The 19,763-nt window shown below is 38.4% G+C and carries 18 protein-coding genes; 11 read left to right on the forward strand and 7 right to left on the reverse strand.

The genetic code is table 11. The features are described from left to right. Nucleotides 1–72: 72 nt before the first annotated feature. Nucleotides 73–1,506: a leucine-rich repeat domain-containing protein gene (locus WAO84_RS07010; protein ID WP_340064712.1), complete on the reverse strand. Its 1,434-nt coding sequence runs from the start codon at nucleotides 1,504–1,506 to the stop codon at nucleotides 73–75. Nucleotides 1,507–1,777: 271 nt separating this feature from the next. Here WAO84_RS07010 and WAO84_RS07015 point away from each other — a divergent pair, with 271 nt between their 5' ends. The 8 genes from WAO84_RS07015 to gwsS all read left to right on the forward strand — a co-directional run bounded on the left by WAO84_RS07015 (nucleotide 1,778) and on the right by gwsS (nucleotide 8,460). Then, complete coding sequence (locus WAO84_RS07015; protein WP_340064714.1) at nucleotides 1,778–2,251, forward strand: hypothetical protein; 474 nt, start codon at nucleotides 1,778–1,780, stop codon at nucleotides 2,249–2,251. 31 nt (nucleotides 2,252–2,282) lie between these two features. Further along, nucleotides 2,283–3,344 carry a ribosome small subunit-dependent GTPase A gene (gene rsgA / locus WAO84_RS07020; protein WP_340064715.1) on the forward strand — a complete coding sequence of 354 codons (1,062 nt, stop codon included), beginning with the start codon at nucleotides 2,283–2,285 and terminating at the stop codon, nucleotides 3,342–3,344. Between the two features lie 75 nt (nucleotides 3,345–3,419). After that, nucleotides 3,420–4,181: a DUF6090 family protein gene (locus tag WAO84_RS07025; protein WP_340064716.1), complete on the forward strand. Its 762-nt coding sequence runs from the start codon at nucleotides 3,420–3,422 to the stop codon at nucleotides 4,179–4,181. 650 nt (nucleotides 4,182–4,831) lie between these two features. Then, a complete protein-coding gene (locus tag WAO84_RS07030) occupies nucleotides 4,832–5,731 on the forward strand; it encodes a hypothetical protein (RefSeq protein ID WP_340064717.1) in 900 nt (299 codons plus the stop codon). Between the two features lie 31 nt (nucleotides 5,732–5,762). Next, nucleotides 5,763–5,972, forward strand: coding sequence for a hypothetical protein (locus tag WAO84_RS07035; protein WP_340064718.1), 210 nt, complete (start codon nucleotides 5,763–5,765; stop codon nucleotides 5,970–5,972). Between the two features lie 6 nt (nucleotides 5,973–5,978). Further along, nucleotides 5,979–6,185, forward strand: a complete 207-nt coding sequence (locus tag WAO84_RS07040) for a hypothetical protein (protein WP_340064719.1) — start codon at nucleotides 5,979–5,981, stop codon at nucleotides 6,183–6,185. Nucleotides 6,186–6,254: 69 nt separating this feature from the next. Continuing rightward, the gene (gene gwsG, locus WAO84_RS07045; protein WP_340064720.1) at nucleotides 6,255–7,184 is read left to right on the forward strand and encodes a grasp-with-spasm system ATP-grasp peptide maturase; all 930 of its coding nucleotides are present in this window, start codon (nucleotides 6,255–6,257) and stop codon (nucleotides 7,182–7,184) included. A 190-nt stretch (nucleotides 7,185–7,374) separates the two neighbouring features. Then, nucleotides 7,375–8,460: a grasp-with-spasm system SPASM domain peptide maturase gene (gene gwsS, locus WAO84_RS07050; RefSeq protein ID WP_340064721.1), complete on the forward strand. Its 1,086-nt coding sequence runs from the start codon at nucleotides 7,375–7,377 to the stop codon at nucleotides 8,458–8,460. Nucleotides 8,461–8,553: 93 nt separating this feature from the next. Here the strand turns inward: gwsS and WAO84_RS07055 are convergent, their stop codons facing one another. The 3 genes from WAO84_RS07055 to WAO84_RS07065 all read right to left on the reverse strand — a co-directional run bounded on the left by WAO84_RS07055 (nucleotide 8,554) and on the right by WAO84_RS07065 (nucleotide 14,428). Further along, nucleotides 8,554–9,624, reverse strand: a complete 1,071-nt coding sequence (locus tag WAO84_RS07055) for an alkaline phosphatase family protein (RefSeq protein WP_340064722.1) — start codon at nucleotides 9,622–9,624, stop codon at nucleotides 8,554–8,556. A gap of 162 nt (nucleotides 9,625–9,786) precedes the next feature. Then, nucleotides 9,787–11,223: a SusD/RagB family nutrient-binding outer membrane lipoprotein gene (locus WAO84_RS07060; RefSeq protein WP_340064723.1), complete on the reverse strand. Its 1,437-nt coding sequence runs from the start codon at nucleotides 11,221–11,223 to the stop codon at nucleotides 9,787–9,789. Between the two features lie 16 nt (nucleotides 11,224–11,239). Next, nucleotides 11,240–14,428, reverse strand: coding sequence for a SusC/RagA family TonB-linked outer membrane protein (locus WAO84_RS07065; protein ID WP_340064725.1), 3,189 nt, complete (start codon nucleotides 14,426–14,428; stop codon nucleotides 11,240–11,242). Between the two features lie 282 nt (nucleotides 14,429–14,710). Between WAO84_RS07065 and WAO84_RS07070 the strand changes: the two genes are divergently transcribed. Next, complete coding sequence (locus tag WAO84_RS07070) at nucleotides 14,711–15,277, forward strand: helix-turn-helix domain-containing protein (RefSeq protein ID WP_340064727.1); 567 nt, start codon at nucleotides 14,711–14,713, stop codon at nucleotides 15,275–15,277. Between the two features lie 10 nt (nucleotides 15,278–15,287). On the opposite strand, the gene WAO84_RS07075 is transcribed toward WAO84_RS07070, so the two are convergent. From WAO84_RS07075 to WAO84_RS07085, 3 genes are read right to left on the reverse strand one after another with little or no spacing between them, the layout of a single operon-like run. Beyond that, a complete protein-coding gene (locus WAO84_RS07075) occupies nucleotides 15,288–15,968 on the reverse strand; it encodes a phosphonatase-like hydrolase (protein ID WP_340064728.1) in 681 nt (226 codons plus the stop codon). Between the two features lie 6 nt (nucleotides 15,969–15,974). Beyond that, the gene (locus WAO84_RS07080) at nucleotides 15,975–17,135 is read right to left on the reverse strand and encodes a TIGR03364 family FAD-dependent oxidoreductase (RefSeq protein ID WP_340064730.1); all 1,161 of its coding nucleotides are present in this window, start codon (nucleotides 17,133–17,135) and stop codon (nucleotides 15,975–15,977) included. Then, nucleotides 17,119–18,411 (reverse strand): DUF5690 family protein, encoded by a 1,293-nt coding sequence (locus WAO84_RS07085; RefSeq protein WP_340064731.1) that lies wholly within the window; start codon nucleotides 18,409–18,411, stop codon nucleotides 17,119–17,121. The genes WAO84_RS07080 and WAO84_RS07085 overlap by 17 nt, the downstream gene beginning before the upstream one ends. Nucleotides 18,412–19,129: 718 nt before the next feature. On the opposite strand from WAO84_RS07085, the gene WAO84_RS07090 reads away from it, so the two are divergent. Together WAO84_RS07090 and WAO84_RS07095 are read left to right on the forward strand one after the other, a co-directional pair. Continuing rightward, nucleotides 19,130–19,369 carry a hypothetical protein gene (locus WAO84_RS07090; protein ID WP_340064732.1) on the forward strand — a complete coding sequence of 80 codons (240 nt, stop codon included), beginning with the start codon at nucleotides 19,130–19,132 and terminating at the stop codon, nucleotides 19,367–19,369. Nucleotides 19,370–19,491: 122 nt separating this feature from the next. Continuing rightward, a complete protein-coding gene (locus tag WAO84_RS07095) occupies nucleotides 19,492–19,725 on the forward strand; it encodes a hypothetical protein (protein ID WP_340064733.1) in 234 nt (77 codons plus the stop codon). Nucleotides 19,726–19,763 lie beyond the last annotated feature (38 nt).

The following is a 19,763-nucleotide window of genomic DNA, read 5'->3' on the forward strand; positions in this document are numbered from 1 at the left end:
TAACAAAGCGATTTGTTTTTGCAGTTTTCTTTGTTTCCGGGAAATGAATTCACTATAATCCTTAAAGGATCACTACTCACACACGGCGGTTTCGTCTTTCTGAAAAACATCAATATCCATATCACATATAGCCTGGGGGATGCTTGTTAACTGATTGTTGTCCTGTAACCACAACCGGAAAAGGGCAGTTAATTGTGCGATCTCTACGGGCACCGAAGTTAGGTTATTGCCATTAAGATGTAGTGTTGATAATAAAGAAAGGTTTCCTATTTCTACCGGTACATTGTTGATCTGATTATTGTCTAGCCTAAGTTGTCGGAGTTGTGTTAAATTTCTAATTCCCGCAGGAACTTCTGTAATTTGATTATTTGCCATAAACAGTTCTTCAAGATTGGTAAGCTCAAAGATCTCCTCAGGGATGGCAGATAAGTTATTGTTAGTCAAATAGAAGTTTTCAAGGTTGGTAAGGTTTTCTATTTCCTGAGGAAGTGCCTGTAGCCCATTTCTTTCTAAACTAAAATATTCAAGCTGGTTAAGTTGTCCTATAGTTGTGGGTATTTCAGAGATCTGATTATTACCCAAAACCAATCTTCTGAGATTAGTAAGGTTTCCTATTTCGTCAGGAACCTCGGTTATTAGATTAACAAAAAAATTAAGTTGGGTAAGGTCTGTAAGATATTTAATAGACTCAGGGATCACTACTATGTTTTTATTGTTTAATACCAGCTCTGTTACTTTACCGTCGATAACAGTTACTCCATCCCATTGAGATATGTCTTCTTCTGTAAGATCCCATCGTAGTAAACTGTTGGGATTGGCATTGTAAAGCGCGATAAGAACCTCACGTTCCGAAAGCTTTCGGGTAATGGTTACTACATACTCAGCGGTACTTTCATCTTCTGCTGTCACGGTATAGGTAACCGGGTTGGTAAAATCGGTTATGGCCGCCTCCGGGCTAATGGTGGCTCTTTCAGACACTTCAATAGCGGGCTGTAAAGCGGTAAGATCGGCCGTCATGGGAAGCTCTGCAGTTATGGTTCTGTTTTCTTCATCAATTACCGCAGTAAAATCTTCTGCAAGGCTATCATTATCAACATCCAGAAAGGCAAAAGAGCGTATTTGTTTTGTATCAAACTTTTGTATGGTTAGGGTTACGGTATATTTTTGGGTAGTCCCGTCTTCAGCTGTAACGGTATATTCTACCATATCGCTAAAGTCGGCTGCCGTTTTGCTTTCAGGATCAACAATAGCTTTTTCAGAGAGCGTAATTGAAGGGGTCAGCGCCGTAACATTGGTGCCAAAGGGAACCTGAGTGGTTATGGTGTTTTCCTCCTGGTCTATGGTAGCCGTTACATTTTCAGATAAGGCTTCATTGTCACCGGCCAAAAAAGTAAAGGCGGTGATTGCTTTTTCACTGCTTTTTATCACTTCATCATCGTCATTACTACAGGAAACGATGGTAAGAAATAAAAAAAATACTGCAGTAAGCAGGTTTGTTTTTTTCATGATCTATATTATTTCGTATTAAGGTTATTATAAAAATTGCAACAAAAGTAGTCTTCACTGCTTTCAGGTGCTTGTCAAAAAATCAAGATTTTGGTAGTGCCAACCGGGAGTTGTATACTTTTTTAAATGTATTTTATGACACGATTCCAGTTTAAAAACCCAATAATTCACAGGTATTTAGTAATTTCGACGGCCGGATCATTTCGCTCAAAACAGATATGACATGCGGTAACGATCCCTGTCTTTACTAAAAACAAACCACCATCTGCCAATGCATACACAAAAGAACATAGGGCGTTTTTGGCTATATGGCCTGTATATGGCAGTGGCCCTGATCATGCTGGTTGACTTTGTATTGCCGGGAAAAGTATATGTCAGTGAGGTGACCAATGTTACGAAAACGCGCCAGCAATATTATAATGCGGCGGGAAACTATCATTATTCGTACCGGGTGTTTACCAAAGCACATAGCTTTCCCGTATCAGCGGAATTCGCCGAAACCCTTAAAGAACCATCGCAAATAACCTATACCGTATCGATACTGTTTAAAGAAATAAACCGTTATGGTTCACCCGGTGTAAAGCCAGGGAACATGTATTCACTCAGATTGTTTTCCGGCATGGTGCTTCCCATAGTGGCGATAGCGGTAATGGGAATGGCCCGTACCCGAAGAAAAAGGATAGGTACCCTGATTTTTATTATTCAGGTGTTCCTTATTGCGAATACCATTTTCTTAGTATATTAAAAACAACCCTACAACCTAATAAATACACATCATGACCTTAAAAGATCTGGGATATACAGACGAACTGGAAAGCTACCGGAAGACAGAGGGCCTGGAGGGCCTGAGTGTAGGCAGAGTAGTTTTAGAGCACAAAGAGAGGTATGTGGTAAGAACCCACGAACACGAATACGATGCCGAGGTACTGGGCAATCTCAGGTTTTCGGCACAAAGCAGGGCCGATTTTCCTGCGGTGGGCGACTGGGTGGCCATTTCCGAATACGATGATAATAAGGCACTTATACATAAAGTTTTTCCCAGAAAAACCGTGATCGAAAGACAGGCTGTGGGGAAGCGTGGTGAAAAACAAGTTATTGCGGCTAATATAGATACTGCTTTTATTGTACAGGCGGTAGACCGGGATTTTGCCATTAACCGGATAGAGCGCTATATTACCATTTGTCATACTTCCGGCGTCGCTCCTGTAGTACTTGTTACAAAAACCGATCTGGTAACTCCTGCGGAAAAGCAGGAAATGATCAGCGCTATTACTGAACGGGTACAGGAAGTACCGGTACTGGCTATAAGCAATACGACCGGTGAGGGGCTCGAAGCACTTAGAAAGCAAATAGTACCCGGCCAAACCTATGGTTTACTGGGCTCATCGGGCGTAGGAAAATCAACTCTGGTCAACAGCCTGTCCGGCAGGGAAATGATGAAAACCCAAACCATTAGCCAGAGTACCGGCAGAGGCCGCCACAGTACTACTCACAGAGAACTACACGTTCTGGAAAACGGCGGGATCCTGATTGATAATCCCGGAATGCGCGAGGTTGGGATCACTGATTCGGCCGAAGGACTGGAAACTACCTTTAGTATTATTAGTGAATATGCTGTGTATTGTAAGTTTAAGGACTGTACCCATACCACCGAAACCGGGTGTGCTGTGTTGGCTGCGGTGGAGGAGGGAACGATTGACCGGGGTGCGTACGAGAACTATTTAAAAATGGAGCGGGAAAAAGCGTTTTTTGAATCTACCATTGCCGAAAGGCGTAAAAAGGATAAAGATTTTGGTAAAATGATCAAAGAGGTAAAGGCGAGAAAGCCTTATAAATAATTGGGCCCTGCCAGAGCTATAGCGGTGTTTTAGTGTTTTTATATTTTTTCCATACCTTGTTACAAAAGAAAACAGATGCTAAAGTTCTTTAAAGAGATCCGTCGAAAATTGCTTTTGGAAAAACGGTTCTCCAAATATCTGGTCTATGCCCTGGGTGAGATTACACTTGTAGTTATCGGGATCTTACTGGCCCTTCAATTTAATAACCTGAACGAACAAAGCAAAATTAATAAAGATCAAACAGGCTACCTGCGATTGCTGCGTCATGAAATGGCGAATAACCTTACAGCATTGCAAATAGAAAGGGAAGATCTGGGAACTGTAGTGCATAAGCTGCGAAGTTTTATAATGCTAATGGACCGTTCTAAGGAAGAAGTGAGTGAAAAGGAACTTGCAGTGGCGCTAAGCGATATTTTTAATAAAAACTTTCAGTTTAAATATGAAAATGGTGCTCTTACCGAACTTATTGCCACCGGAGGATTAAAGAATATTGCAAACGATCGTATTCGCAATTTACTGGCTTCCTGGGAAAGCAGGGTTCAGAAGGTTATTAATCAGGAACAGGTAGTAAATCGGTACATACAAAAAGGTAATGAGGTACTGGAAAAGAAGGGAAGCTTCCGGAGTATCATAGACCATACCAATGAAAATGAACAGTGGCAGATAGCTAAACTGCCGGAGCCCGTGAGTAATCTGTTTATTCTGGAATCTCAGGAGTTTGAAAATATCCTCATCATTGCAATAGGTACAGGGGAGCATCTGTATAAAACGGTATATCCCGGCCTGGAGAAGGACCTGGAACTGCTAATTGATTTGATAGATAACGAGTTACCGTAGTGGGTATAACCCCTATATAAAACCCCCGGGAGTTTTAAAACCTGGACAGCTTTCGGAATGTAGATACCCCAAAAAATGGAACTATATATAGTCAATGTTTTAAAAGACCGTACATTCTCAAAAATACGGACAGTAATCACTCTTTTCTAAAAACTCAAATAATTATATAATTTTTATAGAAGCTATTGAAATAGAAACCAATACACAGAAAAAGGAATTCGGGATCTGATATCTATCTGCTTTTGGAAAAAGCTGTTTATCTGGTAATAATCTAGTAAATTTTTGAATTTCAGATTTTTACTAGATAATGCAAAAGGAATATCAATACTTATACTACGGTAAAAAAACACTTTTCAATGTCTATTTTGGATATACGCCCTGGATTTTTTTAGTTAAGCAGAAATATTTTCAGGAAAGCGAGAAAAAAAATGTATCAAAATGGCATGCTAAACTGCTTGTTTTGTGTGAGTTCGAGTTATTTGCTCACTAATAATAGTAAGAAAATCTAACAATTTAGAACAGAAATTATTTTGGCGGTATCATTCTTATTTTTCAATTTTGGAAAGAAATAAAATTATAGAATTATCATTCATTTTAAAACATAAATGTGTGTTAATAGTTCAGTTGTCAGATACTTAATGGAAGTTGTCATGAAAAAATTATTTATAATGTTAAAATTTAATCTAATTATACTGTTTTTTACATTTCAGTTAAACGCACAAAAAACGGGATGTAATTATATAATAGATTATTATCCAATTGTTTATGAAGGGCAAATCGAGTATCTGAAAGGTGATTTTGACAAGGCATACGATTTTTTTGATAAAGCAAGGTATAAGTGTGAGTTATTGAACAATCAAGATATTTTAGAAAGTGTCATTTTTGCTGAACTTAGTGCGAAAAGAGGACTTTTTGAGCAGGCTTTTGACTACTTACGAAATGCCGTTAAAGATGGGTTTTATTTTGGGTATTTAGAAGGCAATGACAATCTAAACCTTCTTAAATCTCGTTTAGAATGGAATCTTTTAAAAAATGAAGCTGACTCTCTTGCAATTCTATTTAAGAAGACAGATAGAAATAATCTTAGAAGCGAAATTATTTCTATGATAAACGAAGATCAAAAAGTTAGAATAGATAAGGTGCCATCGGAGATGCAGAAAATCGATGGTAAACATGAAATGAGGATAAAGGAAATTTTCAATTCATATGGTTACCCTAATAGCAAGTTAATAGGCGGGTCAACCCCTTCGCAAAATGTAGATATATCTACAATGCTGATGCATTTTAGTGATGTTGAATATTTTGAACCAATATTATTAGAATTTATTAGAAATGGAGAATGTTCTCCTTCTGTGCTAGCCAATATGGTAGATAGTAACGATAGAAAAAGAAACCTATTTACTTATGGAATCTATGATAATTTAGATAGTACTTTAATTAAAGACTTTAAAAATTTGAATGCAAGACGTACTGCTATTGGTCTTAGAACCTTAGAGCAGCATAAAGAAACTAGGAACTTAATTATTCAGAAGTATAGATCAAAAAATTAGATTTATTATTAACTTTTTAAACATTTTCTATATGAAAAAATTAAAATCATTAACAGATTTTCAAAAGAAATCTACAAATCACTTACTTAAGAAATCTGAAACCAGATGTATTAAAGGAGGTAGTACTACTTCAACAATAGAATCAGTTTCCACAGATCAAGGAGCAGATAATGATACCGATTGCGGTGAAAGAGAGACGTTTGATAGCGGATTAGTAATTACTTGGATAGCAAAAAATTAAACCATTATGATATCAATAAAACAATTTAAAGAGATAAACGAAAAGAAAGTTTTAAAAAATGATTTTTTCAAGAGGATAGTTGGAAGTTCCACAGGAGAGACTGGCGTGACCATAACTGAATCTAGTACAGATTTAGGACCACATACAGATACAGATTGTAGATCAGACTGGGAATTTGACAGTGGAAATGTATGGTCTTTTATTAGTTATTAACGCTAGCACTTACCTAATTAATGAAAAAAGAGGAAAGGTTATATTCCTCTTTTTGATTTTTATTTTTTTATGATTTTAGTACTTTCGGAAAATAAGGACAAGTCAACTACTGTAGTATTAAGTTGGTTGAGGTATTTGAATAAACAATATATTAGAGTTAATAAAGAAGATATATTGAAAATTAAATGCTTTGCTGACGGTATATATATCAATCTTAATGAAGAAAAAGAAATCAATATTACTAAAATTACATCTTTTTGGTATAGGAGAGGATTTCTTAATTTAAAAAATGAACTAAAAAACGATTGGGTTTCTCTGAGTAATTTTTTGAATGAAGAATCATATCATCTAAAAAACTATATCCATTACCTGCTTAAAGAAAAGAATAGTCTAGGTTCTATAAGTTCTTCGATTGCAAATAAATTAATTGTTAACGAATTAGCGGTAAAATCTAATCTGAGAATCCCAAAATCTTATTTATTTACTGAGAAAAAAGAACTTCTTAAAGTATTCAAGAAAAACAAATTAATAACCAAAGTAATAGCAGGCAATGGATTTGTGAATTTAGACGATAATCAATATGGCGTATTTTACACTACTTTATTAGAAGATATAAATGATTTTCCAGAAAACTTCGCACCCTCTTATTTCCAGGAGTATATTAATAAGAGATATGAACTTAGGATTTTTTTCTTAAAAGGAAAGTTTTATTCGATGGCTATATTTTCTCAAAACGATGAGCAAACTAAAGTAGATTTCAGAAAATACAATTTTAAAAAGCCTAATAGAAATGTTGCATTTAAACTTCCTGTATCAATTGAAAAAAGGTTATTAAAACTAATGGATTTAATGAATCTTAAATGCGCATCAATTGATATGCTTGTTGATAATAATCTACAATATTATTTTCTAGAAGTAAATCCCATTGGACAATTCGGTATGGTTTCTTACCCATGTAACTATGGCATTGAAAAGTTGATTGCAAAAAACTTGTTATAAAAATGAAGAAAATGTTAGAGTTTATTAAGGATAATGAAAAATCATTACCTGCCATTTTTAATAGAATGGAAATTAAGGAAAACAAAAAAGTTAATAATAAAAAAAATATGGTTAAGACTGTTAAGAATAGTATATACAATACTAATCACTATCAAATTAAACCCTTTTTTAAGGATATCATACGTTATTTATGAATACGGATTTTATACTTTTTTCAAATTGCATTTTAGTAAAAGGAGCTAAACGTTCATTAATTTGTGATTTACAAAGAGAAGAAGCTGAGCTTATTCCAAACGATTTGGTAGATATAATTTCAGCACTAAAAACAAAGAGCATTAAGGAAGTAGTTAGTGAATTTGGAATAGAAAATAAGAATATTATTATTGAGTATCTCGATTACCTGGAAAGTAAGGAATATGGATTTTATTGCTATCATCAAGAAAAGGCACTCTTTCCAACAATGAATATAAAATTTGAAACTCCAAATGAGATTACAAATGCTATTATTGAAATTGATAAATTGAATTATAGTGTTATTGAATCTCTATTTAAGCAATTGGATGACTTGCTTTGTGATTCAATACACTTTTTTTTCTATAATAAAATATCTCTGGATGACTTATTATTTATTTCTAAGTTGAGTAGAGACAATTCATTAAGATCAATAGAGATTACTACTCCTTTCAACAATGATAATTTGAATCAAAAAAAATTATCGGAATTAGATAAAAAACCCAACAAAATTGTTCAAATAGTCTTCTATTCTTCACCCAAAGAAGAAGTATTAACCTACGGAGAACCATTTCTATTTAAAGTAATATACACAAAAAAGGTAAACTTGTCAAGCAAATCTTGTGGAGTAGTGTCATCTGATTATTTTTATGTTAATCAAAAGAAAGTGCTAGAATCACTTAATTGTAATTCTTGCCTACATAAAAAAGTTGCAGTAGATGTGAAGGGTGCGATCAAAAATTGTCCTTCGATGTCAAAAAGCTTTGGAAACATTAAAAATACATCACTACAAAAAGCAATCAAAAAAAAAGATTTTAAAAAATATTGGAATATCAACAAAGATCAAATCCATGTCTGCAAAGATTGCGAATTCAGGCATATATGTACCGATTGCAGAGCCTATCTGGAAGACCCTGTTGATATGTATTCAAAACCCTTAAAATGCGGGTACAACCCTTATACTACGAAATGGGAAGAATGGAGTACCCACCCTCTAAAGCAGAAGGGCATAAAGTATTATAAATTTAGCTGGGTGCCCGGGTAGTAGCGTATAAAACCCCCGGGAGTTTTAAAAACCTAAAAGGCAACTCCCGGGGTGACAAACCCCTTGTATGGCTTATGATAGAAGGATAGTATATTAATCCAGTTGTATCGGGGTTCCGGGCCACTCCAGTTGCAACAGTTTTGCCACCGTTGGGGCGATCTGGCTGGTATATAGTTGTTTTTTAGCAGTTACCTCGCCCCGTGCCTTTACGTTTTTACCAAAAGCAATGAGCCATACCTGGCCGGCTCCTTTTATGCTGGCCCCATGGCTTTTCCAGGTTTCCAGAGGTTGGGTACCCCGGCCGTGATCTGTCGTTATCAAAAACACCGTTTGATCTTTGTAAAAAGCATCCTGCTGGGTAAAGTTCCACAGTTGTTTGATAAAGGCATCTGTGTTGCGGGCCGATCTTAAATAGGCCTGATAGTCGCCGTCATGCGCAAAATCATCGGTTTCACCATAGGCAATGTAGAGAAATCGGGGGTGTTTTTTTTTCAGATGCTCTAAGGCATAATGATGAGTAAATGCATCGAGTCGCACACTGCCCCACGGACTGGGTATTTGCTCCTGTAATTCATTTAAAAAGATCTCTTTTTTACTCAGGTCTTTGGTAGCGGCTTCAAAACCGGCATTTACCGGTATCCCGGATCGTTCTTCATTTATTATAAAGGGAAAAACATCCCAACTACCAAAAGCGGCCACCTTTCCGTTACCTTCCCGGGTTTGATGGTACTTTTCCAGCAGGGTTATGTTAGGGTTCGGGATCTTGTTGTTACTGTTAATACGTGTGTCATCCGCTTTCCCGGTTAAAATTTCATTATAGCCCGGATACGAGAACCACATGGTATTGGTAAGGTCCATTTGGTTACCCAGTTCACGATTACCATGTATTTGCCCCATTTGGGCCACCTGTCCCCAAATAAAAGGAAGCAGGGCTTTTCTTCTTTCCTCCGGGGTGTCTCGCCAAAAAGCCTCTGTAAGCCAAGCGGGGTTATGAACGTAGTCTTTATTATTTATTAAAAGTGTATCGGCACCGGTAAAAAGCTCCTGCCAGCGCAGGCCGTCCAGTGTGATAAGAACTACTTTTGGAGGCTCATCGGTCTGTGACCATGAGCTGTTTAGGGTCCCTAAGACCAATAATACTATACATGATATGGATATTTTCATTGTAAAATACGTTTTTTATGAATGTTGTTTTTTTATAGTTTTTAGAAAACAGATGAGGAGCTACAAGGGAATAACGGAGCCAAAATAAAAATTCTTTTGACCCCGCTATAAAACAATAATTACTAATCCTGAACAATCCTTTTCTTTTGTGTCTTTTATATTTTATTGCTCCCACCAACCTTTGGTGTTAAGATCATCTGGGCCAAAACGTGCTACAGCGGCAGCATAGTTATCGGCATTTAGGGTCTGTTCAGATTCGGGATAGAAAAACCGTACAGGCACCTGGTTACTGTTGGTATTGTTAGGGCCGGGTACGATCACAGAAGGAAAACCGGTTCTTCTGAAGTCGTACCATGCCTCCAGGCCTACCAGAAAAGAGGCCAGCCACTTTTGGGTGAGTATGGTTTCCAGTTCTCCGTCATACGCTACTCCGGTTTGGGTGAGATAGGCAGGTATGTCCTGATTTACGTTCCAGTATTCAAATGAAAGGCGTATGCCTTCGTTGTAAAGGGTTTCAGCATCAGCAGAGATAAGACCTCTTTGAGCGGCTTCTGCCAGAATAAAATGCACTTCTGCAGTTTGCATAATGGCGGCTTTTACCGAGTTGGTAGAATCGAAGAAGAAAGCCTGATTTAAACGGGATACATTACTGGCTCCGCCGTTAAAGTTAGAGGCATTGTCTTCACTGAGCCCGTTGGGCAGCCCTACAAACAGACCGGGATCATCTTCGGGATTATCGGTAGGCTGATACCAGGCCTGCAGGCGGCCGTCATTAAATTGTTTTAGTATTGATTCGCTGGTTTGACTCATTCGGTGCTCGTCAAAACTACCAATACGCCCCACGCTTAGATGCCAGGAATCGATACGGGTGGTTCCGGGATATGCCATGGCGGCATTGTCGGCATTGGTAGCTATAAATACACCAGAATTTACGATATCCTGCATTTCGCCGGAAACGTCGGTTTTACCGGAAATGCGAAGCAGATAGCGCAGCCGTAAAGAGTTGGCTAGTTTTCTCCATTTTTCCAGATCGCCTTCAAAAAGAATGTCCCCGCCTAAAATGGGTTGCCCGAGTGCCAGTTGTTCTTCAGCGGTTCGCAGATCGGCCAGAATACCATTATAAATACTTTCCTGAGTATCGTAGGCAGGTGTAAAAATACCTTCGGTACCGGCAATGGCTTCTGAAAATGGGACATCGCCCCAGTTGTCTGTTAAATTGGCAAATACATAGGCTCTCATGATTAAAGCAATCCCTTCGTAACTGGTGTTCCTGCTATCTTCTGCAAGGGCATTTTCCAGTATAATGTCAATTTCGGGAAGAATGCCGTAATAGGTGTTCCAGATACTGCTTTCTGACCCCCAGCTATAACGATCAAATTCGGTAAAGTTGATCTTGGCGGTTAATTGTGCCACGAGGTTGCCGTTTGACCATCCTGTTCGGGCAGTTCTGTCTGCTATGGTTGATATCACGGTAGATAGCAAGAGGTCTGAAGTAACCTCTTCAGGTTCGTTAGGGTTGGTATTGATCTCTTCAAAGTTTTCGGTACAACTTAGTGTACTCAGAAAAACAAGAAGGGATACGATTATACTTTTTTTCATCTTAGTGTACATTAGTTTAAAAGGTTATGTTTATATTAAGTCCCATGCTTCTGGTGCTGGGAAGGGCCATGTCTTCTACACCGGGTACGAGGGTACCTCCGTTAAATGAAATGGTTTCGGGATCAAAATGGGGATTCTCCGTCCAAAGAGCCAGATTCCTGCCTACTATGGATATGCTCATGGTGTTTATAAAGGTGTTTTTTAGCACATTTGAAGGGAGGTTATAACCAAACCGGACCTCCCGGAGCTTAAGGAAAGAGGCATCAAACATCCCGATCTCTTCATTGCCGCGATTATAGCGCCACCAGTAATAATCTCTTCCACTCAATCGCACATCGTTGGGGCGGTAGCTGCCATCTGCATTTTGAATAACGCCTTCGGAGATGATACCGGTTTCACGACCCACGGCGGTAAAGTCCATAAGGCCGGAAGTACCTCCTATAAGTACGGTTCTTGACATGATCTCTCCACCGTGTCTCCAGTCAAATAGGAACCCGAGATTAAAATTTTTATAGGTAAAGGTATTTTGCCAGCCCAGAGTAAAATCAGGATTGTAGTTCCCCAGCTTTTTTAGATTGGGATCCCGAATGGAAAACCCTTCTTCGTTATGCACTACCTGACCAAAAAACGGGCTACCGGGATCATTTACGGTTACAAAACCGGTACCATATACATCTCCCATTCTGCCGCCTACACGTGCCTGTACACTGAGGTAATTGTTCGCAATTTCATAGGTGTTGAGGTCGTCTATCAACTCTTTAACTTCTCCCCGGGCACTCGTAAAGTTAAAGGTGCTTTCCCATTTAAAATTATCGGTTTGTAGCGGGGTTGTGTTTAACACAATTTCCACTCCACGGTTTTGGATCTCTCCGGCATTGATAATACGGGAGCTAAATCCGGAAGTATTGGCTACGGGTAGAGTTAATATCTGGTTTCTGGTGATAGAGTTGTAATAGGTAACGTCTATACCAAGACGGTTATTAAAAAAGCGAATGTCGGCTCCTATTTCATAGGAGTCGGCCTCTTCGGGTTTTAGGTTTTCATTTCTTAAAATATTGGAGGCGCTTACTCTTTGAAAACTCCCGAAAGGCTCATTAAATTCGAATGTATTTCTCAGGGCATAGGGGTCGGTATCGTTACCCACACGTGCCCAACCGGCTCTTAACTTGGCGAAAGTAAAGGCTTCGGGTAATTTAAACATATCGGAAACGATCATACTCAGCCCGACAGACGGGTAGAAAAAGGAATTGTTGTTGGCCGGTAGGGTACTGGACCAGTCATTTCTACCGGTAACGTCTAAGAATATCATGTTTTTATAGGAGAGATTGGCAAACATATACAGGGAGTTTACCTGCCTTTCATCAATAAACTGGGTTTTTGCCAGTGGTTCTGCGGCATTTTGAAAATTATAGATACCGGGTACAGATAGTGAATTGGCGCTTATACGCTTGTATCGGTTTTCTTCTTCTCTTATGTTTCCTCCAAAAGAGGCCCCTATGGTAAAATCTTCGTCAATATTTTTGTTATAGGTTAGGAGAAAGTCGGTATTTTGTTCTCTAAAAAAGATATCATCTTCCCGGTACTGCCCCTGGGCGAACCGCTGCGAACTAAAGGCGCGTTGTCCCGTTCGGAGTTCACTAAAATAGTCGATCCCGGTTCTTACCATTAAGTTAAGATCTTCAGTGATCCTGATATCTGCCCGGGCACTACCAAAGATCCGGTTTTTATTAAACCCGTTGGTGTTCTCATACATTGTAAAGAAGGGGTTATCATGCCAGTTATAGTTATAGTTAAACTGTTGCCTTTCTTCCAGGCCGGGCTGCCAGTAATCCCGAAGAGAGTTCATGTCGATCTGCCTCCCAAACCATACCCAGAGATACATTATGTTTTCAGTGCCATAGGAGTTATTGGGGCGGTTGTTACTGCTACTGTTCACATAGTTAACAGATGAGCTTACCTTTAACCAGTCTGCGAGGTTGTATGACCCGCTAAGGGCATAGGTTTCTCTGTTAAAATCGGTATTTGGAAGGATCCCTTCGTTATCAAGATTGGTAAGCGATACGCGGAAGTTCCCTTTTTCATTACCTCCGGTTACAGATAGGTTGGTAGTAATGGTCCTGCCGGTCCTGAAAAAGTCGTCTTCTATATTACCGGGGCTGGCTGTCCAGGGGGTGGCAATGATCTCATCGGCAAAGGTACCATCGGGATTGCGGGGTCGCACGGCAAAGTCTCCTGCACGTAACCCGCTGGTGGTAGGGCTGTCGTGTTGGGGTATGAGTTGCCCGTTAAAGCGGGGCCCCCAGCTCTCGTCAATATTGTCATTAAGACCTCCCCCAAATCCGTCACCAAATGCAAATTCACCACCGGCTCCCTGGCCATACTGGTTTTGGTATTGGGGTATTCTAAGGGCACTTTCAAAGGTTACGTTTTGAGTAAAACTCACCCCGAGCCCTCGGGTGGCTTTACCTGATTTGGTAGTTACAAGTACTACTCCGTTTAATCCTCTTGAACCGTAAAGTGCAGTCGCATTGGGGCCTTTAAGTATGGAAATGGTCTCAATATCATCGGGATTGAGGTCCTGTGCACCGTTACCAAAGTCGGTTTCCAGATTGCCCTCGGCACGGTTGCTTATTGTTCGGTTAGAGATTGGGATACCATCTACTACAAACAATGGCGAGTTATTACCGGGAATTAAGGAACCTTCACCCCTTATTACGATTCGTGAAGTGGATCCTACTCCTGAACTTCCCTGAGTAATCTGAACACCGGCTACCCGTCCTGCCAGAGAGTTGGTAACATTGGTTTCTCTTGCGGTTACGAGGTTCTCGTTCTGTACTTCCTGAACGGAATATCCCAATCGCTTTTTCTCTCTTTTAATACCGAGGGCGGTGACTACTACTTCATCCAGTTGCTGCGAGTCAGGCAGTAACTGAATGGTAATGCTCGATTTTCCGCTAACATCTATCTCCTGACTTATGTATCCTAAATAGGAAAATAACAGAATTTCTGATCCTTCGGAGAGCCTGATCTCGAAATTACCGTCAAAATCAGTCGCTGTGCCTGTTGCACTGCCCTTTACAAGTACCGATGCTCCGGCTAGAGGTATGTTGTTCTCATCTACAACGGTTCCTGTAAATGTTTTTTGCGATACCCCGACAAAACTAACCATACAGGCAAGAAATGTGAGTAGTAAAGATTTTTTCATTTTTGAGTATTTGTAAAATTGATTTAATTATTTATCAACAAATATCATCTATGAAATTGAAAACCTGCTTAGTTAGAGATTAAGAAAAAGATAGTTTAAGGTTAAACAGATATTCCTAAAGTTATGTTAATATTATTTACAAATATTCACATTTTAAAGTATTTTGGCAGTTGTAGGATAAATAATTAATATATTGCTTGTCAGGGTATTAATGTATTTCATCTTCTTTATTAGGATTTTTCTCAGTATTATAAATATTATAAATTTAAGAACGCAGTTATAATGGAAGATTATCTCGTAGGAATAGGTAAAAGGATCAAGGAATTACGAAAAAACAAACAAAAAACAATAAGTGATATAGCATTAAGGGCAGGTGTTACGGCAGGGTTAATTTCTAAGATCGAAAATGGGAGAACGATTCCCTCGCTTCCGGTGTTTTTAAAAATAGTGGATGCTCTGGGGGTGGAGTTAAGAGATTTTTTTGACGGGATACTGAAAGGGAACAAGGCTAATTTTCTGGTGATGAGAAAAGATGAAAGTCAGATTATTGAGAAGGAAGATGAGGCGGTAGGCTTCACCTACAATTATCTTTTTAGTAAATCGTTAAACTCTATTGGTTTTCAAAGTGTTTTGCTGGAGGTAGAGCCTAATTCAAAACGCGGGAAGGTTACTACCGATGCTTTTGAATTCAAATACGTACTGAAGGGCGAATGCCATTATATAATTGGAGACCATGAGGTACTACTTCATGAAGGGGATTCTATTTTTTTTGACGGCCGCATCCCTCATGTTCCGGTGAACAGAGGGGATAATACTTCAAAAATGCTTGTGATCTATTTTTTTCTTTAGGGAGTTACTACTATAAGATATTTTTAAGTTCTGCAAGGTTTTCAAGGATAAGTGTGGGTTGGGCGGTTTGCAGTTGTTTTCGGGTTTGTGCCCCGGTAAGTACGCCTATGGTGATACCGCAGCAGGCATTTTTTCCTTCTTCAATATCAACTATAGAGTCTCCTGCTTTCAGTACTTTTGATGGATCGTCTATGGAAAATCTTTTCATGGCCAGGTGTATCATTTCTGCAGAAGGTCTTCCAGTAGCTACATCATCTGCTGTAATAAGATCATCTATGTTTTTTCCTATTTCCCATCCTAATTTTTTAATAAGTTTCCGGGCTGTACTTTCATCATATCCCGTATTTAAAACTACTTTAATACCTCTGGATCGTAAATATTCAAAAAGATCTTCAACCCCATTATAACTGGTTATCTCAAGCGCATTGTAAGCCTGTTTTAGCTCTTTTTTAAAGGTGTTAAACAGATAATCTATTTCCAGGGAGCTGGTTGTTTTATCATGAATTATCTGTAAAATATCGTGTATAGCGTTTCGCTTCTCTTTACCGGCACCCAGTTCCAGGACAATTTCAAGAGGTACATGGTATCCTGCCTCTGTTAATACTTTTTGAACGGTTTTGTAAACTACGTTATTTTCATTTACGGTGGTTCCGGCCATATCAAAAATGGCCAGTTCAATACTATTTTTCATGTACTTCTAGTTCAGGTTTAATAAGTTCCCGATATGGTGCCTGGCAAACCCTGCGCTACCGGTCATGCCTTTGCCCCCTATACCTGTTACAATATGTATATGGTTGTCAATGGTTTTTTGGAATATATCATGATTTTTACACTGAGCGTATGTGCCGTACCATTTTCTCTGGATGTCAAATGTAGGGAACTCAAATATTTTCTTGGTTTCTTTCATAATAAAACGATCAATATCTAGATTGAGATCATACCCCAGTTCATCTGCTTTGGCAGCATTGGCATATTGGTGTGAATCACCTATAATGATGGATCCGTCTGCAGCCTGTTTGAAGAGAATATGTACTCCCCATTTTTTTTGTAATGAATCATTACTTTCGTTAGCTTTTATACCTGGGTATGAAGGGCACTCACTAAACGACTCATATCTTCGGATGCTCCAACCGGTTAAAACAGAACCTTTTAATTCATAGTTTTTCTGAGGTACTGTTTGCATCATTTGGAGTTTTGATACCTGTAGGTCACTTTCCCAGAAGAGGTTGGGATACAAATATTTAAAGTCGGCTCCGCTGCAAATAATTACTTTTTCGGCAATGATATTTTCGTTGTGGGCTCCGGTAACTTCAACTCCGTTATTGGTTTTTTCACAGCGAACCGCCAGAAAATTGGTTTTCATAACCAGTTGCAGTGTTTCCTGCATGTATTTTTGTAATCGGTGTATCATCGTACGGGGTTCTACGGTAACCTCCTGGGGGTACAACAGTCCGGCAACTACATAGTTTTTAGACAAACCGGGATACCTGTCCAGACATTCTTTTTTGGTAAGCATTACAGAATGATAATCATTTGTTTTGTTTATATTTTTTAACTCCCTAAGCAATTGTTCTTCTTCTTGGTCGGAGGCTAGGTAAACGGTTCCGTTCTGGCGTACCGAAATATCAAACGAAGACTGTATGTCTTTATAGATATCGAGGCTCTCTCTTCCCCATTTTTGCCATTTTGTGTTCATGCCAGAGGGAACTACCTGCCCAAAATTTTGTGTAGTGGCTCCACGGGGGCTGTTGTCTTTTTCAACCAGGCAAACCCGTAACCCATTTTTAAGAGCATGCCATGCATGGAACGTACCCAAAATACCTCCGCCTATTATTATTATATCAAACTTTTGTGCCATAGTGTAAGTTTTTACTAAACGTAGTTTTTATATATTTTTTTCTTAGGTGCAACATAGAAATCAGAGAGATAAGTATCCCTACAATTGCCATAACATAGGATCCGTATATAAAAAAATTAAGCCACGACAGAGCGGGTTGGGCAAAATTTTTATAAAGTAAAACAAGAATACTGCCCAGATATCCGAAAGAATCAGCTATGTAAATCAAAAAACCGGAGTTTCCTTTTATTCTAAAAGCTGCAATAAACCTGTCAAAAAAAAGACAGTTAAAAGGTACGTAACAAATATACAGGCCAAAGCCGGTGCATACCATCCAGAGAAAAGGATTTAGCACCTGTATCTGAAAGAGAAAAGTAGATACACCGGTTAAAAATGTTCCTATAATAAGAAGTATGTGATATGTGAACAGGGCTTTAAGGTTATTTTTTATATAGAATAAAGACCCTAAAATAAAGAGTACCACAATGGCTACCATAATCTCTGAAAAAGAAAATACGGAAATATCGCCTTTATACCCGATACTGTCCCAGAGCTCGCGTGCAAAATTGTCGCGAAAATCTCTAAAAGCTGTAAGCAGGGTATAGAAAAAAACGAGTATAATAAGAGCAAATAAATAGTTCCTGACAAGAGTTTTTCTATCGTTTCGGGTCATGGGTACTCTTTCTACACGCAGTTTTTTATCTTCAGCAGTAGGTGGAGGAATCTTTCCAAGGAACCATGCAAAAACAAAAAAAGGTACTAAAAAAAGCGCCCCGGTAACAGCCGGCATTAAAAACTCATTAACACCCCAGTTGTTCATGACAAACAAACCTGCAGATTTAACGACACCGCTTGAAACGATAAAGCTGGAAGAAAGTACTACCCCAAGAATATCTGTAACTTTCCTTCCCTCTAAAAAGGAAAATACGATACCCCATATCATACCCAGAGGTAAGCCATTCAGGAATAGAAAAATAATATTGTAAGGCTGTGGTACATAAGCAAACAGAAGTAGCGCCACTTCTGCGATCAAAATAAAAACAAAAAGATAAGGCAACCGTTCTGCAGACTTTAACTCTGAAATAAACCGAATACCCAGTATTTTGGAAAGTGCATACCCTAATACCTGAGAAATGATGAGTAAAATTTTATAATCAATGCCTAAAAATGAAAAGGATTCAAAAGTACCTGCCGTAAAGGGCTTTCTAAATGCATACATGCAAAAATACGTGCCAAATGCCGCTAAAGAAGCATGAATGGTAAAGCGTATTTCTTTACGTATTTTACAGGTAGTCATGCATTGAAAATGTTACTAATATTAAATTTTAGGCTAAAATATTTAATTTTTTTGAATATAAATAAACTTTTAAGCTTAAATCATTGTTAGGAAATGATTGATTAATTTAAAACATATAGTTTAGCGGTCACTACTAAAATCTCGAGGTACGAATACAAAACACAAAACTCCCGAGGCTTTCTTACCTACTTATAAACCTTAAACTTGTGTTAGAAAAAGCTTTTGGTAAAAAGCATACTCGATGTTTTTTATAGATGGAATTTGCGGAGGCATATTATAAAAAGCATATAGAGTTTATTTTTTTGGTTTGCAAATTTTGTATAGGCCTCGTGTAAAGATTTTAACTGCTAATATGTTAAATATTTTCTTACTTAAAATATTATTTATAAATTTAAGAAAAGGATTACAATTAAATTAACAGCCAAATACTTTGGGTTGTTTCTGTTTTTTACTAACATTTAAAATCATATCATGAAAAAAAAGAAGTTAAAGCATTTACAGTTTAAAAAAATGACCATTTCCCATGCCGGCGGGAAACTTATCGGAGGAGAGGGAGTTCCCACTGCACTGAATGCCCAAAACCGTCCAAGCGCATTACAGTGTACGATATTGTGTGATACCCGAGACCTGGTGTGTCAAACACTGATTTGTGACACGAGAAACGGTTGTGTGCCTTTTACAAGAGCTTGTTAAGAAATTTGATTTTAAAACCAGTTTTATGAAAAAAAAGAAACTACATTCCCTTCATTTTAAAAAAGTAACTATTTCTCATGCAAAAGGACATCTCCTGGGAGGCGGATTTAATATAACCGAAGGGTGTTATCCTCCCAATACATTCTATTGTGAAAGTATTTTGATATGCCCACATACAAATTTATGTCCCAATACGGATACGTGTGTCAGTTTTTTTGAGGTATGCGATACCAATGTGCCAAATGAATGTTTTATAATAGAATAGTTTTTACCAATTTAATGGGAGATGGCGCTTGACAAAAAAGCACTTTTTGTTTTGGCTATGTTGGTATAGTGCCTGTGTTTTACGAAAAAATTGAATGAGTCTTACTCTAACCTGTGATATTTATGAAAAAGAAGAGTTTAAACCGGTTGCATTTTAAAAAAACGATCATTTCTCATGCTACCGGAAGGTTTACAGGGGGGCTTGAGGTGGGGCCTTCAGGCCCTACGGTACTTGCTACGGCCAATTGCCCCAGCAGGCTTGGATGTACTTTTACCTGTAGCGTTCAGGTTGCATGTCCTTCACTGGCCTGTGACCAGACATTGCAGGGGTGTGCCCCTCTCAGTAATATATGCTAACTAACCAGCATAGAGCAAACCAAATAATGGTGCATGGT

The organism is Ascidiimonas aurantiaca (assembly GCF_037646345.1).
In the GTDB taxonomy this organism is placed as follows: Bacteria; Bacteroidota; Bacteroidia; order Flavobacteriales; family Flavobacteriaceae; genus Ascidiimonas; species Ascidiimonas aurantiaca.

Coding starts and splice junctions, on each gene's coding strand:
- WAO84_RS07015 (WP_340064714.1), top strand. CDS start 1,778: ATGCATACACAAAAGAACATAGGGCGTTTTTGGCTATATGGCCTGTAT.
- WAO84_RS07080 (WP_340064730.1), bottom strand. CDS start 17,135: ATGGCACAAAAGTTTGATATAATAATAATAGGCGGAGGTATTTTGGGT.
- WAO84_RS07055 (WP_340064722.1), bottom strand. CDS start 9,624: ATGAAAATATCCATATCATGTATAGTATTATTGGTCTTAGGGACCCTA.
- WAO84_RS07085 (WP_340064731.1), bottom strand. CDS start 18,411: ATGACTACCTGTAAAATACGTAAAGAAATACGCTTTACCATTCATGCT.
- WAO84_RS07060 (WP_340064723.1), bottom strand. CDS start 11,223: ATGAAAAAAAGTATAATCGTATCCCTTCTTGTTTTTCTGAGTACACTA.
- WAO84_RS07065 (WP_340064725.1), bottom strand. CDS start 14,428: ATGAAAAAATCTTTACTACTCACATTTCTTGCCTGTATGGTTAGTTTT.
- rsgA (WP_340064715.1), top strand. CDS start 2,283: ATGACCTTAAAAGATCTGGGATATACAGACGAACTGGAAAGCTACCGG.
- WAO84_RS07070 (WP_340064727.1), top strand. CDS start 14,711: ATGGAAGATTATCTCGTAGGAATAGGTAAAAGGATCAAGGAATTACGA.
- WAO84_RS07010 (WP_340064712.1), bottom strand. CDS start 1,506: ATGAAAAAAACAAACCTGCTTACTGCAGTATTTTTTTTATTTCTTACC.
- WAO84_RS07025 (WP_340064716.1), top strand. CDS start 3,420: ATGCTAAAGTTCTTTAAAGAGATCCGTCGAAAATTGCTTTTGGAAAAA.
- gwsS (WP_340064721.1), top strand. CDS start 7,375: ATGAATACGGATTTTATACTTTTTTCAAATTGCATTTTAGTAAAAGGA.
- WAO84_RS07030 (WP_340064717.1), top strand. CDS start 4,832: ATGAAAAAATTATTTATAATGTTAAAATTTAATCTAATTATACTGTTT.
- WAO84_RS07040 (WP_340064719.1), top strand. CDS start 5,979: ATGATATCAATAAAACAATTTAAAGAGATAAACGAAAAGAAAGTTTTA.
- WAO84_RS07090 (WP_340064732.1), top strand. CDS start 19,130: ATGAAAAAAAAGAAACTACATTCCCTTCATTTTAAAAAAGTAACTATT.
- WAO84_RS07035 (WP_340064718.1), top strand. CDS start 5,763: ATGAAAAAATTAAAATCATTAACAGATTTTCAAAAGAAATCTACAAAT.
- WAO84_RS07075 (WP_340064728.1), bottom strand. CDS start 15,968: ATGAAAAATAGTATTGAACTGGCCATTTTTGATATGGCCGGAACCACC.
- gwsG (WP_340064720.1), top strand. CDS start 6,255: ATGATTTTAGTACTTTCGGAAAATAAGGACAAGTCAACTACTGTAGTA.
- WAO84_RS07095 (WP_340064733.1), top strand. CDS start 19,492: ATGAAAAAGAAGAGTTTAAACCGGTTGCATTTTAAAAAAACGATCATT.